14 protein-coding genes are annotated in these 14,160 nt (G+C 45.8%); 9 read left to right on the forward strand and 5 right to left on the reverse strand.

Annotated features, from left to right (window positions below):
- Positions 1-309: 309 nt before the first annotated feature.
- Positions 310-1,983, reverse strand: coding sequence for a sulfate adenylyltransferase (locus CUJ83_RS12110; protein ID WP_230742583.1), 1,674 nt, complete (start codon positions 1,981-1,983; stop codon positions 310-312).
- A gap of 249 nt (positions 1,984-2,232) precedes the next feature.
- A complete protein-coding gene (locus CUJ83_RS12115; RefSeq protein ID WP_230742584.1) occupies positions 2,233-2,493 on the reverse strand; it encodes a DUF8738 domain-containing protein in 261 nt (86 codons plus the stop codon).
- Positions 2,494-2,707: 214 nt separating this feature from the next.
- Between CUJ83_RS12115 and CUJ83_RS12120 the strand changes: the two genes are divergently transcribed.
- From CUJ83_RS12120 to CUJ83_RS12145, 6 genes are all read left to right on the forward strand, one after another.
- Positions 2,708-3,355 (forward strand): hypothetical protein, encoded by a 648-nt coding sequence (locus CUJ83_RS12120; protein WP_230742585.1) that lies wholly within the window; start codon positions 2,708-2,710, stop codon positions 3,353-3,355.
- Between the two features lie 6 nt (positions 3,356-3,361).
- Entirely contained in the window at positions 3,362-4,036 is a 675-nt protein-coding gene (locus tag CUJ83_RS12125) for a competence/damage-inducible protein A (protein ID WP_230742586.1), read from the forward strand.
- A gap of 301 nt (positions 4,037-4,337) precedes the next feature.
- On the forward strand, positions 4,338-5,837 hold the full coding sequence (locus tag CUJ83_RS12130) for a carboxypeptidase-like regulatory domain-containing protein (protein ID WP_230742587.1): 1,500 nt from the start codon (positions 4,338-4,340) through the stop codon (positions 5,835-5,837).
- Positions 5,838-6,060: 223 nt separating this feature from the next.
- Positions 6,061-7,017, forward strand: coding sequence for an aminopeptidase (locus tag CUJ83_RS12135; protein ID WP_230742588.1), 957 nt, complete (start codon positions 6,061-6,063; stop codon positions 7,015-7,017).
- A 13-nt stretch (positions 7,018-7,030) separates the two neighbouring features.
- Positions 7,031-7,681: an alanyl-tRNA editing protein gene (locus CUJ83_RS12140; RefSeq protein WP_255668556.1), complete on the forward strand. Its 651-nt coding sequence runs from the start codon at positions 7,031-7,033 to the stop codon at positions 7,679-7,681.
- Positions 7,682-7,997: 316 nt separating this feature from the next.
- A complete protein-coding gene (locus tag CUJ83_RS12145) occupies positions 7,998-8,309 on the forward strand; it encodes a winged helix-turn-helix domain-containing protein (protein WP_230742590.1) in 312 nt (103 codons plus the stop codon).
- A 7-nt stretch (positions 8,310-8,316) separates the two neighbouring features.
- On the opposite strand, the gene CUJ83_RS12150 is transcribed toward CUJ83_RS12145, so the two are convergent.
- Complete coding sequence (locus CUJ83_RS12150) at positions 8,317-8,574, reverse strand: hypothetical protein (protein WP_230742591.1); 258 nt, start codon at positions 8,572-8,574, stop codon at positions 8,317-8,319.
- 168 nt (positions 8,575-8,742) lie between these two features.
- Between CUJ83_RS12150 and CUJ83_RS12155 the strand changes: the two genes are divergently transcribed.
- Together CUJ83_RS12155 and CUJ83_RS12160 are read left to right on the forward strand one after the other, a co-directional pair.
- Positions 8,743-9,519, forward strand: a complete 777-nt coding sequence (locus CUJ83_RS12155; protein WP_230742592.1) for an SAM hydrolase/SAM-dependent halogenase family protein — start codon at positions 8,743-8,745, stop codon at positions 9,517-9,519.
- A gap of 48 nt (positions 9,520-9,567) precedes the next feature.
- Positions 9,568-10,251 carry a RibD family protein gene (locus CUJ83_RS12160; protein ID WP_255668545.1) on the forward strand — a complete coding sequence of 228 codons (684 nt, stop codon included), beginning with the start codon at positions 9,568-9,570 and terminating at the stop codon, positions 10,249-10,251.
- Here the strand turns inward: CUJ83_RS12160 and CUJ83_RS12165 are convergent.
- A complete protein-coding gene (locus CUJ83_RS12165; RefSeq protein ID WP_230742594.1) occupies positions 10,248-10,628 on the reverse strand; it encodes a response regulator in 381 nt (126 codons plus the stop codon). The genes CUJ83_RS12160 and CUJ83_RS12165 overlap by 4 nt on opposite strands.
- A 234-nt stretch (positions 10,629-10,862) precedes the next feature.
- Between CUJ83_RS12165 and CUJ83_RS12170 the strand changes: the two genes are divergently transcribed.
- Complete coding sequence (locus tag CUJ83_RS12170) at positions 10,863-12,194, forward strand: AIR synthase-related protein (RefSeq protein ID WP_230742595.1); 1,332 nt, start codon at positions 10,863-10,865, stop codon at positions 12,192-12,194.
- Between the two features lie 24 nt (positions 12,195-12,218).
- On the opposite strand, the gene CUJ83_RS12175 is transcribed toward CUJ83_RS12170, so the two are convergent.
- The gene (locus CUJ83_RS12175; protein WP_230742596.1) at positions 12,219-13,145 is read right to left on the reverse strand and encodes a carboxypeptidase-like regulatory domain-containing protein; all 927 of its coding nucleotides are present in this window, start codon (positions 13,143-13,145) and stop codon (positions 12,219-12,221) included.
- Between the last annotated feature and the right edge of the window lie 1,015 nt (positions 13,146-14,160).

Raw genomic sequence — 14,160 nt, forward strand, 5'->3', positions numbered from 1 at the left:
ATTCGCCTTCGTGCGCTTTGTGGTTAAAAAAATAGTGGACCTTAGAGCCCTTCGTGCGCTTAGTGGTAAAAAACCGTAGTCTCGGTTGCCTTTGTGTTTAGATTGATTTATGAGGAACTGATATTTGTATAAAGAGCTTACGGGACAGAGCCCTAAAAACTCGGCGTGTCTTTAAAAAAGAGTGGAGCCTTTCAGATTAAAATGCATCATATTCACGTAAAACATTAATAAAAACGCTCCGCATTAAGAAAAGAATTTAAAATTTATACGAAGAGCCGGACACTGGATGATGCCCGGCCTTTTAATACCTTAATGGTATTCTTCGTATTTTAGCGGATTCCAGATAATCTTCTTAGAGTCCAGGCGTGAGTTCGGCAGGTTCTCATAGACATGCTTTGCAGATTCGAGTTCCTTTTCTGCCTCCTCTTTGCTCTGGAACATTCTGTTATCAGCGCTCGGGTCAGCTGTCTTCACTTTTTCCTCGAGGGCTTTAATAAGGCTGAGCTGCCTCTCGCGGGCATACTCGTCCCCGTCCAGGATCCATTGTGGCGCCAGGTCTCTCCTGACGTCGCCGAAGTATTCGACCTCGCGGGCTATGTCACGAAGTATCCTTTCGGAGTTCTCCCTGACATCCATAAGGGCCTTCTCAACGTCCTCTATGGTGAGGTCTTCCCAGCTCAGGGGCTTATCCCTTAGCTGTCCTCCCAGCCTCTTGGCGACCAGATAGAACGGGAACATCTTCTTTATGATAGAGCCTACTGGATAAATGGACCCTCCGTTCTCGTCAAGACCCTTAGGCTGAACGCCCTGCATCGCTATTCTGGCGACCTCGGGCCTGACGACCTCCTTCGGAGGCATATAGCCATATCTCATAAGTTCCCTGATCGATGTGCCGCTTATGTTTATCCTGTACTGTTTCCCGTGCGGGCAGGTATTCTCCGTCGCCGTTGTGCCGCAGCGTGTGCAGTAGAACACTTCGCTGAAGAACAGAAGATCGATGCCAAGCTCCTTTGTTCCTCCTTCGTACAGGCGGTCGAATATCGTCTGGCATTCATAGTCGCCGTAATAGCTGCCTACGCCTGCATGGTCCCTTCCTATGGCGAAGCTCGTCGCTCCGAAGTTCTTTGACACAAGCGCGTGCAGTATAGCCTCTCTCGGGCCTGCGAATATGTATGTCACACGAAGCGGGCTGATCAATGCCCTTTCTTTCGGGTAATATTTGTTGATAAGAGTCTCGTAAGCCTGAAGCCGGTACTCGGACCGTACATACTCAGGCTTCGCCAGCTGCACCAGGGGCTGGATGAGCAGCATGTCATTGTTCTCAAGCGCCGTGCGGTGAATGTATTCGTGGCCGCGGTGGACAGGATTGGCGCCGGTAATGAAGCCGACAACGCTCTTTGCGCCCTTTTTCTTGTAGAAGTAATCCCTGCATTCTGCCGGTGTAAGCCTGCATTTCTCAAATGCTCCCCAGTTGGCCCGGGTCATGAGCTCGACCTTTCCGGCAAGCGACCTGTCACCCATCCTCTCATAGATGCTGCGCACTCCTGGGTGGCGCTTATCTGTCGTGCCGAAAACACACTGCGCGCGTTCCTCGCGGTCATACTCGAAGACTTCCTCGGTGATGATGCGCGCTATCGGCTCTTTATTCTTGTTGATAAGAGTAACGATGTCCCCTTTGCTGAGACCTTTCAGAACATCCTGGTTGCGTTCACCTGCGACCGCGAAAGACAGCGGTGTCGGCCATGGCGTACCGTCGGCAAGCCTGCCCGTATGTAACACAGACCTGTAGTCCTCCTGTGTGTGGAAACCATCACATGGACTCAGGGCGCCTGTAGCTATCATCTCGATGGTGATCCATGCTTCCTCGTCTACCATGATGGTATCCTGGTTCTTAGAAAGGCTTTCCAATGCTTCTTCAAGGGCCACTTCCCTTGCCGGACCCTCCAGTATCGTATTGACAAGCTTCAGTTCTGTTCGGCTCATTATCGGTCTCCATTCATCTTTATAATTTATAATCGTTATAGATTTAACACTGCTGAGTAATTAAATTTATCCTACTTATACATATCGCTCGACAAATGACTAAAATGCATGAATGTCGACCTTAATAAATTACATGTCTTCCAGTATTATAAAAATAAATTTCGGCATACGCTGACTTTGTTAATGAAAAATAATGATAAATAAATACACATATACTATAATGAAAATTCATTATAAATCAATTTATCATCAGTCCATTTTAACCATACCATTCCCTATGTGAAACTCGTATTTTTTATCGCCGAATGATAAGACGATCCTGTAGCCCTCGACCAGCATCTGCGCATAAGACTTGCCGGGTTCGGGCATGCCAAGGCTGGTGTCGGGCCAGGTGATCTCTTCGCTTGATATGACCGCCAGGGTATTTTGAGGCGCGCCGAGCATTTTAGATAATTTATTTTTCGCCATCTCGATAGCTTCCTGTAGACTCTCCGGGTATTCGTCAGACATATTCATTCATATGTCGCTGGATATTGTTCAATGTTACTCAAAAATGGCACATAAAAAATTGAGGATTTGAAGACCATATGCAATGGCGGGAGCGGTTTTATATCCCTGCGGTCCGGCCGAACATACTGAAAAGGGACTTTATCGATATCGCTGGTTTCTATCTGACACCAATATGCTTTTAAACGTATTGTAATACATTTAGAGTCTGATGCATATGAAGTCCAAAATAATGCTTATCACGGCACTGATGGTGCTGTGCTTTGTTACTCCCGCTCTTGGGGCTGAAGACAATATAAGTTATGTCAATCAGGTCTATGAGAACAAGGGTATACAGATACATTTTGACAGGATAGAGGTCTCGGACAAGCCGACAGGATACTCGCCCATCAATTTCCCGTCATCTGAATACAGGTTCATTAAGCTTTATTACTCATTGTATAACCCCACGAATGAAAACGTAAAATACCTGCTCAATGTCACCATTCGTGACGATGACGGTAAGATATACTTAAGCGATGAGCAGACAACTTCCGAATCGATACCGCCCGAGCAGAAGTACTACAGGTTAAAGGAGTTCGCGGTCTCGAGGAACTCATCATATTATACATTATTATGGAATTACTTTGACTGGGACGCGTTCATGGATAAGAGCACAGAGGTGTACACGATAAGGCCCGATGCCACCGCGACACCGACACCTACGCCAGTTGCGACCGTGACGGCTACCGCGACACCCACGCCCACGCCTTCTCCAACCCCGTCCCCTGGAACCGGATGTATGCCATTCCTCCCGCTAGGCCTGTTTATCGGCGGTGTCGGCGGAATGGTCCTGATAGGTAGAAATTACATTAAAAACAGGTGAGACATTTTGGATGCCACGGTGATATGTATCGGGGATGAACTATTATCCGGCGACATATCGGACATGAACTCAGTATGGCTTGCTAAGCGGCTGACCGATAATGGAGTCGCTGTAAAAAAGATAATAGTCATACCCGATGACATAGAGACCATAGCGGATGAAATAAAAAGGGCCGCTACGGATAAGGTCATCATCACCGGAGGCATTGGCCCCACCCATGACGACATAACAAGGTACGGCGTAGCTAAAGCGGCCGGAGTTGGCCTTGTGCGGGACCCGGAAGCAGTAAAGATAGTAACTCGTGTCACATGCAAGCCCGACGCCCTGACCATGGCGGACATACCGGCAGGCTCCGGGGTAATACCCAATCCGGTAGGGGCTGCACCGGGATTTATAGTTGAAGGGAGGATCTTTGTTTTTCCGGGCGTTCCTTCCGAGATGAAAGCCATGTTCGAACATGTGATGGACATGTTCACAGGTAAAAAGATGTTCGTTGACTGGCTGATCTCCAAAAGGCCGGAATCGGACCTTGTATCAGGCCTTAACGAGGCTGTAAAAAAATTCCCCGATGTCCTGTTCGGCTCATATCCTTCCGGAGTCGTAAAGATCAAAATGAGATCATATGACGCCGAACAGCTAAGATCGGCAAAAAAGTGGCTTGAGGATAGAATAAGGGAATAATCCATATATCGGTACGTCTAAAAATCCCGTAATATATGCCGATCTTTTTTATCGCCACACATACGATGAACCCCTTTTTTTATAAACTTGTCATCGCTTAACTAATAATCATTTATATAAAATAAAATTACTAATAATTAATTTTCGCTTATAGTTCCATATAAACGTTTAAAAAAACATAAAATGTTTTATAATTTACAAAAAATACAAAAGATTACTTTAGAGAAGATTATTTATGAAACTAAGGCTAATACTATGCTCTATACTAATTTCGATTGTAATTATTGCCAATTTAGGGTTAATGCTACCTGTAGAATCATCGAACGACCGGATGCCGGGGAAAGTGGATTCTCTTTCAACACTGAAGGTCACTGTACTGGATAGTAATGGAGAACCCATCAGTTCGATGCTTGAGAATGTCAGCCTGGTTTTAATAAACAAGGAGAGCGGTGAAAGATGTTTCTACAGGTCCCCTTCTAACACATTCTATAATTTAGTCCCGGGCGAATATGCCCTTACGGCAAATATTCTGGACATAGGCGGCCATCACTATTCAGTGCTAAAGATGGTCAACATAGGATCACGGGAAGAGCGCATTGACATCATAGTGCCGGGCTACACTGCACATGACCCGCTTCGCATAGAATATCCGCAAAAATTTGCCGATAACCCGGGATCAATAGAGCTGAAGGCTTTTTTTGTGGATGTAAATGCACTGCCGGAAAGGTTAATATGGGTGGAGGCAGGTCCGAAGATACACCTGGAGAGCAATTCTGCAGTGCTCCTGATGGCCGTCGACGAGAATGGGACCCCGATAAAAGGAGCAAATATCACTTCGACGGGTAACGGGCAATATCGTTCAAACTCGACGTCGAACATTATGGCCATCTACTATGACGGGGGCCTGTCCCGGGATATTTTTAAAGCGGAGTTCAATGGCACCTACTCTAATGATGTGGAAATAAGCCTGGACACCGCACAGAACCTTGTGATATCAGACCTTTCGGTATCCGATGATTTTCCTGTTCAGTTTGAAAATTTTGATATTACCTGCACGATCAGGAACATCGGTACGGGAGAGCTGTCGGATCTCAGGGCTTTGCCAGCTATACGGGTCTATCCGGAGTGCGAGATGAAAGATAGCATAATAAAACAGCCCGATACCATAATTGTCCATACCAATCAGCTGAAACAATATAAAGCGACAATATATTGCAAAGAGCCCGGTGAACACTTCGCTTTCATCGGCAACAACATGATTAAGTTCAACGTATACCCTTCGGAAAACCCCGTATTGACTTTCGCTATAAGAGGTAATCGGATCGACCTGAAGGCAGGACAGTCAGAGGAGATGACGCTCAGGGATGAAAAAGGTCTGCCGGTCAGCGACGCAAATGTTTACATAGGCTCAATGCCAGTCGGTAAGACGGATGAGGGCGGTAAGATCACGTTGATGTTCAGGGATGAAAACCCCGGGCCGGGATATCTCGTAAACGCTTTCAAAAAAGGCTACAGTTCCCCTGAACCGGTAATAGTATACGTGTCAGGCGAAGGAGATAAAAGCGTTCTCGCCGACGATTCGATCCAGATATACAGGAACACTGCTACGGTCCCTTCAGACTCCCGCCGCATCATTGACCTCGTTTTTTACTGGACATCACGGGACGTCATGGCCTGCGGCATTATAATTCATAATTTACTTTTCAGTGCGATAGAATACTGGTTCGTGACATTGATCCTGGCAGTATTCTTTATTCTTATAATCGTAGGATGGCTTAAAAATAGATCTGTCATTGATTAGAAGATACGATAGCCGGGTATCCTTAAACAGGCTAATGCTTAGCCCATATCTTTGATCATCCGTACCTTTTTTAACATGTTTTGTCTGATCATAAAACGAATCAATAGGCCATAAAAGCCGGGCTAATGACCATTTTTTCTCTGACAGGCCGCCCAAAAGATATATCGCTGAAAGACTATTTTATTGTCTAATAAAAATTTCACACATTCAGGATCGTGAAAGCATGGATATTAAGAAGAGCGCTATGATCGCCGTTAAGGACTGTATGGGAGTAAAGCCGCACGAAAGAGTATTGATTGTAACTGACTCCGTAAGGAAGGATATTGGTATCCCACTATATGATGCGGCGATCGAGCTTGGATGCGATGCTTTATACATGGAAATGAAGCCTCGCTCAAGGAGCGGGGAGGAGCCTCCTAAGGCAGTAGCCGATTCGATGCTGGAGGCGGATGTCGTGATCGCGGCCACGAAAGTGTCACTTTCGCATACCGAGGCCAGAAGGAACGCGTGCAGGAAAGGGGCGCGCATAGCTTCCATACCGATACAGGAAGCGGACGGGGAACTTGTCATGAAAATGTTCTCCACGGGCGGAATGAGAGCGGACTACGCAAAGATGGAGGAGAACATCGATCGCCTGTTAGAGAGACTAAAGGATTCGAGCATAGCTCGTATAACTACTGCCCTGGGAACTGACGTCACCATCGAGTTCGGAGGCAGGGAATTTCATAAGGATACGGGTATAGCGCATAACACCGGCGACTTCACCAACCTTCCCGGAGGGGAGATATATCTTGCCCCGACCAACGTTAACGGAAAGGTGGTCATAGACGGCTCATTCGGGGACTATGGATTATTAAGGTCGCCTCTTGAGCTTATCATCAAGGACCGCCATGTCGTCTCCGCAAAAGGCGACCGCGCGGACGACCTTGAGAACACATTCGAGCTTTTAGGCAAGGATGCCCGTAACATAGCCGAGCTTGGTATCGGGATGAACCCGACCGCAAAATTATGGGGCATACTTCTTGAAGATGAGAAAGTAGGAAACACCATACATATAGCTCTCGGGGACAATACGAGCTTTGGCGGGGACGTTAGCGTCCCGATGCATTATGACGGCATAGTTACAGCCCCGACGGTGATCATTGACGGAGAAAAGATAAACCTAAACGACTACCTTTAAGGAGGAAATTTACCTGACGCCAAAGGATCTCTACTTTGATGACCCGTACAGGAAAGAGTTCGAAACTACCGTAGTTTCGGTGAACGGGAACATGGTAGAATTAGAGGATACTTATTTTTTCCCGCGCGGAGGAGGCCAGGTCGGCGACCAGGGAACCATAAACGGCATAAAAGTTGTCGATACGGTCTACGAGGACGGCCGGATCATCCATGTAATGGAAAATGAGCCGCCCTTCAAGACAGGAGACCTGGCAGCATGCGCGATAGACTGGGATAAACGCTACAGGAGAATGCGCCTGCATTCTGCGTCACATATCGTCCATTATTTAATGGGCGAAGTCTTTGGCAACGATTGTAAAGCGGCCTCATCAGGGCTCCTGGACGAGGAAAAGGAGAGGACTGATTTCCTTTTTGATGTATCTCTTGACAGGGAAAAATTAATGGAAGTGGAAAACAGGACGAACAGCATCATAGCACAGGACCTGGAGATCCGCTCATACAGGGATGAAGCTGATCCGGAGACCCTTGTATGGGAGATGGGGAACTGGAAAATGTTATGCTGCGGCACTCACCCGCGCAGATCGGGGGAGATAGGGCCAATACGTCTCGTCAGGGGTAAAAAGCCGGGAAAAGGCAGGGAAAGGATAGAGATACACCTTGCATAATTTTTATGGTTTTGTGTATTAAACAAAATAATTTCTTTTTTGTACAAAATGTACATACACTTAGGTTGTATTGGTTTATATACTAATAAATTCTATCCTTATTTGCTGTAGGACGGCAGAGGTATAAGATACAAGCTATATACCCCCCAAAATCGCGAAATATTTCTACCTTTGCCATCCTGACATCAAATTTTTATAAATTATAATTTTTCATTGAAATTTACTTATAAATTATGTTTAAAAATGTATAGAAACATATAAATAATAGTCAGTATAACAAGCACTTAAACATAAGGAGTCTGGAGGAAGAGGAAAGATGGACATTTTAAAAACGCTTTCATATGCAGGGACGATGGACGTACTTTTTTCCATATGTAAAGGGAAATCCAAATTTACGGATATAATGTTCGAGACAGAGTTAAATCCGGGGATCCTTAACAGGTTATTAAAAACGCTCATAGTGTCAGGGATCCTCATTAAAGACCTTGACGGCTACCACCTCTCGGAGAAAGGAACAAAGGTCGTCCTGTACACGTTACAGATACTGAACACCGAGAACGAGAATAAGAACTATGAGGCTCTGATCGATATACTGTCCGGCAGGATACAGCACCACGCGGAAGCTTGATCAACCCTTAAAAATCATCTTCCAGCCTTACGGTTTTAATATCAAATACAGGTGAGCCGGATGCGGGTTTATTAGAGTATAGCTCTATCCGCTTACCACATATCGGGCATACGATAGAAGCAAATATGACGCTTCCGTTTTCGTTTATCTCCATATTGTCTATTGCCGCTTCTGAGAAATACAGGATGTTTTTACACCGGTCACATTCTTTCTTTATGGTAAAATTACATTCGTCGACGGATACGTTCTTAATATTCTTTATCATCGGACATCACATATCCCGGTCCTTAAAACGAGTTACCGATATTTGATAATGGGTATTGCTTTACCATACATATAATATTTGTAATAAAAATGAAATTACTGTTTAGAAAGATACTTTTTAATTATATATCATCAGTGATTAATAAGAGGCATATTAATGGCTCCAATAATGACCGTTACGACAGATTTCAGGGATGTTTACCCCGCCATCATGAAGGGCGTCATAATGAATATAGCCCCTGGAACGAATATCATTGATATCACTAACACCATAGAACAGGGAAATATTCTGCAGGGTGCGTTCATACTGAAGTCGGCCTCCGCGTATTTTCCGCCGGGCACTATCCATCTGGCAGTGGTCGATCCGGGGGTGGGCAGCAAACGTAGAGCCCTGGTGATAAAAGGCGAGAGATACACGTTTGTCGGGCCGGATAACGGGCTTATGATACCGGCAGCCAGAGAGCAGGGAGAGTTTAAGGTTTTTGAGATAACAGACCCGGAGTTCTATACGGACCATGTTAGCCCTGTGTTCCACGGAAGGGATGTTTTCGCCCCCGCTGCGGCATTCATCGCGGCAGGTAAGGAAGTCCCGCTATCCGGTGAGATATTGGACTATATCGAAATTGACCCGGGCAAAGAAAAAGTAGCTGATAGATCGATATACGGGAAGGTAGTATATGTCGACGGGTTCGGAAACATGATCACCAATATAACGGGCGAGACTATGTCGGGCATTTATGACTATGGAGATAAAATTAAAATAAATGGCTCGCCTTCAAAGTTCGTCAAAGCATATCATGAAGGCAGTGAAGAGACTGCGATAGCGCTGATAGGGAGCCATGGAATGTTAGAGATCGCGGTCAATCTGGGAAGCGCCTCGAAAGCGCTGAGTATTAATGCAGGCGATGAAATAAGTATAGAACCGATCAGGGGAAACACGTATTAATAATCGAGTAATATTATTTGAGGAATTTTTTTACAGGGTTTGATAGCATTGAAAAGACCATATACGGTGTTAATTTCAGAGATGACCGTCGACGGTAAGCTTACTTTAAAAAGAGGATTATCAAGCAAGATAATCATGGGCCTGATGGATGATGAAAGCCACAGATTTCTCCATCAAAAGCGTACGGAGTTCGACGCGATCATGGTAGGAAGCAACACGATAAAGATCGATAACTCCATACTCACTAACAGGCTTGTTGAGGGGAAAAGCCCTGTAAGGGTCATCCCTAACAGCGATGCGTCAATACCACCGGGCTCGAACGTATTGAATAGTGACGCGCCCACCATAATCGTAGTTTCGGAGAACGCGGATAAAGAGAAAGTCAATGCCATCAGGTCCAGAGGCGCGGATATAATCGTTTGCGGTAAAGACAGGATAGACATAGACGGCATGATGGAACGCCTCGTCGACCGCGGCATAAGCAAATTAATGGTCGAAGGCGGCCCCACCCTCATATGGCAGCTTATCAGCAAAGCGATGATAGACCACATCATTCTGATCCAGATACCATATATCATAGGGGGAGATAGTACCCCATCCCTGGTCGGAGGCCCGGGAGTCGACTCTATCGAAGATGTGGTCAGCGTAGAACTAACTGATTTTTATAAAGTCGGTAAACATCTTATAACCGAATACGATCTGTATTATAATGGAAAAAACGCAAAAGATTAAACTTTATTGGCAGTCTTATTTTTTGTATGCTTATCTACGGCACGCACAAGATCTGCTATGCTGAACGGTTTGTTTAGCATAGCTGTGAAAAGGGTTTTGTCCAGCTCGCTTTCCAGAGTGCCGCGCCCCGACATCAATATTATCGGGATATCTTTGCCCTTTTCCATCTTCTTTATCAATCTCGCAGCTTCAGTACCGTCTATATCGGGCATTAACATATCAAGCAGGATGAGGTCCGGTGAGAATTCTTTAACCAGGTCAACTCCTTTTTCTCCCCGGAACGCGGTCTTTACTTCATACCCTTTTCCGGAGAGGGCAAGCTCAACCAGCTCGCATATGCTTTTCTCATCATCAATGATCAGGACCTTATTTCCCATATGGATACTCCGTTAATTTATGATAGGTTCATAATATTTACAAATCTTGTTTATTTTATTATTTTATTTATATTGCGGTCTTCATGTATAAATCTCACGACGATAATTGACAACATCCCGATATCATAGTGCACGACCATAGTTTCAAAGCAAAATGTATTTGGTAAATCAAAAATACAGTAAAGAGCATTTAATAGAAATAAATTATCATCATATTTCAAGCCTGGTGAGTTAATGGATATAGAAGGATATGCGAAGAGAGGCATTAAAAAGCAAGACCCGGAGCTTACTGAAAAGCTTACCGAAAGAATACTGGAGATCAAGAACATTTCAAAGGAAGGCGCTCGAAAGCTTGCCGAAGCCGTCATAACTGAGGCAAAAGCCACCATTGATGTAAAAGATAAAATAATAGCTTTACAGCCATGCGGCGTCACGATGGGAGAGTTCGGTGTCGGTTCGCGCGGCAAGGGAGATTTTTACGCTCATAAAAAGATAGCCGAGGTCATCGGCAAGACAAAAGCGGTCTGTGATTCAAGCCAGCTGGACGACTCAGGCGTTGTGGAAGCAGGTGGAAAATATGTCGTCGTCACAGTTGACGGCATGCATTCAAGGCTCTCTGATTTCCCCTTCCTGGCGGGTTTTCACGTGACACGCGCATCATTAAGGGACCTCTTTGTAATGGGAGCCCGGCCGGTAGCCCTGTTATCGGACATACATGTAGCCGATGACGGCGACGTTGCCAAGATATTCGACTATACTGCGGGAATAGCCACAGTGTCGGATCTTATCGGAGTGCCGCTGGTCACGGGAAGCACCTTACGCATAGGCGGCGATATGGTAATAGGCGAGCGCATGACGGGCTGTGTGGGAGCGGTAGGGGTAGCCGAAAACCTGACAGCGCGTATACAGTCCCGGCCAGGGGACGTCATCATGGTAAGCGAAGGAGCAGGAGGAGGCACAGTGTCCACCACGGCGCTGTATTTCGGAATGCAGGACGTCGTAGAGAAGACGCTTAACGTTAAGTTCCTCGAAGCTTGCCAGGCGCTATTCGAAAACGATCTCATAGACAAGATACATGCCATGACGGACGTCACCAACGGAGGCATCAGGGGCGACGCATACGAGATAGCCGGTACCGCTGAAGTAAAACTGGTATTCTACGAGGAGCGCATAAGAAAGCTTGTAGAGCCTACTGTCCTGGATATGTTAAATAAGCTGAAGATAGATTACCTCGGAGTATCCCTGGATGCCCTTCTTATAATCGCCCCTGCCGAGAATGCCGAAGAGATCATGAAGGCGGTCCGCAGCAAGGGAGTGGGCATAGACATTGTCGGAGAAGTAAAAGAGGGCAATGGCGCCTATATCGTCAGGGACGGCGTGGAAATGGACTTTGTCCCGCTCTTCAGGGAGTCGGCCTATACGCCGGTCAAAAAGGTAGTTGGCGAAGAGACCCCGATGACTTTCGAGGAGATGCAAAAGAAGGTTGATTCTGCCGCAATTAATGCGGTCAGGAAGAAAGAGCTCATGTTAGAAAGGATAAAAAAGAACTCGAAGCCCCTGGCATAAGCCACATGGGCTTCAACCTGTTTTTTATTTCTTTACAAGTTTTCTTAACACAAGTATAACGATCGTCAGGATCGCTGCCCCTATCGCAGATACGAGTAATATTCCCTGCACCTGTTTTTCTGTATCGCCTGATGGCGATGGAGTCGATGTCGGCGTCACTATGGGCGTCGTGGTCGGGACTGTCGTAGGTGCTGCTGTCGCGGTCGGCTCCGGCGACACAACAGGAGTTGCTTCAGGAGTTGCGGTGATAGTGGCCTCATAATCCTCTATCCGGATATTTACCGTAGGATTATCCGCCGTTATCGTCGTGATCAGATACCCGGTCTTTCCTTCTTTTTGGGCTTCTATATAATAGGTATCGAGTGGCAATTTATCGAACCGGTACTGTCCAGGAGCCCCGGTGCTGCTATCCGAGGATACCTGCGGGTTATTGGCTACATGGACCAGCGACCCCTTATTCTGGCCGTCGGTATTGTATACGGCCACAATGGCCCCCTGTACTCCATTATAGGACTTATCGGTGATCAGGCCGCTTAACGTCCCGTACCCTCCGACACGGAAAGTTTTCGTCGCAGAGATCCCGCTGCTCGACTTTATCGCCGTGGCTGTGATATTCACATATCCAGATTTATCCGTCGTCACGAAATCAAGTCGTGCAATGCCGTTATCATCGGTCAGGCTATATGATCCTGATTCTACAGCGATTATGGAACTGTCGCTTGAGGTGAAGTAAACCCTTGTCCCGTTTATCGAGTACGGGCCTCCGCCGAGGGTAACCTGGACTTCTATGGTATAGCTATTACCTCCGGCCGCGAACATATCCTCATCCCCGAGGAACTGGACACCATCCGGCGACACTACCTGTGCCGCACCCTGACCGGCGATGAAACCAGGGATAATTAACAACATCAGCGATAAGAAGACGATGAACTTCGAGAACTGCAAAGACAACTATAACTTCCTCCAGATATTATCAGTAATAGAGTCCAAAAGATAAAGGTTTTGTTTCCACAAGCAGGATTTATTAATGATAAAAAAGCCTAAATTATCTATCCGGTATTTTTCCTAAATAGGTACATCAGTACAACCGTTATCAATCAATCACTAAGGTAAAAAAGACCACTGGCTTTCACCACGAAATCTTTGAAGAGCGGGGTCTTGCTCAGGTTTTAAGAATGAAATAACGTGTCTTTCCTATTGGTCTTTGAGATGAAGTTTTTTGGTTGTTCCTGTCGGATGGCAGGTAGGCACATAACCTCACAAAAACACGGAAACACTAAAATTTTTTATATGATATTTTAAGAGCTCAAAAAGCACCAAAAACTCACTCACCAAATCACGAAGGCTCAAGTATCACAGTCAACGCTCTAACACCTCTAACGCTCGGCTCAACGCACTAACCTCTCAAAGTCACCAACGCTAAAACAAGGCCCGAACATTCTCCAAAAACACTAAAATCTAATATCCCGGTCTGTGTTCGCCTGACCTATAACAGGGAAATATAGATCATTTAAACGTCAACCGAGATGTTAAAATTTCGTGCCCTTGGAGAATGTTCGGGCCTTGTTTTAGCGTTGGTGAATTAGAGAGGTTAGTGCGTTGAGCCGTGCATTAGAGCCTTTAGTGCGTTGACGGTGATACTAGAGCATTTGTGGTTTGGTGAGTGAACCTTTGGGTTTTCGTGACCTTAAATTCTAAAAAAAAAATTTGTGGTTCTGTGTTTCTGTGAGGTTACGTATCTACCTGCCATCCGACAGGCACAACGGCAGAACATCGATCCCATAATAGATGTTACATGCAAGTCTTTACAGAGACCTTCAAAAAGTTTTTCATGGGAGCGCACGAAGGCGAACAAGGACCACTATTTTTCACCACAAGCGCACAAAGGGACACAAGGGTACACAAAGGACTTCTTAAGAAGGGTTAGTATATACTTAAAAAAATTAGTGTACCTTATTCGCCTTCT

This window comes from Methanooceanicella nereidis (genome assembly GCF_021023085.1).
Classification (GTDB): Archaea; Halobacteriota; Methanocellia; order Methanocellales; family Methanocellaceae; genus Methanooceanicella; species Methanooceanicella nereidis.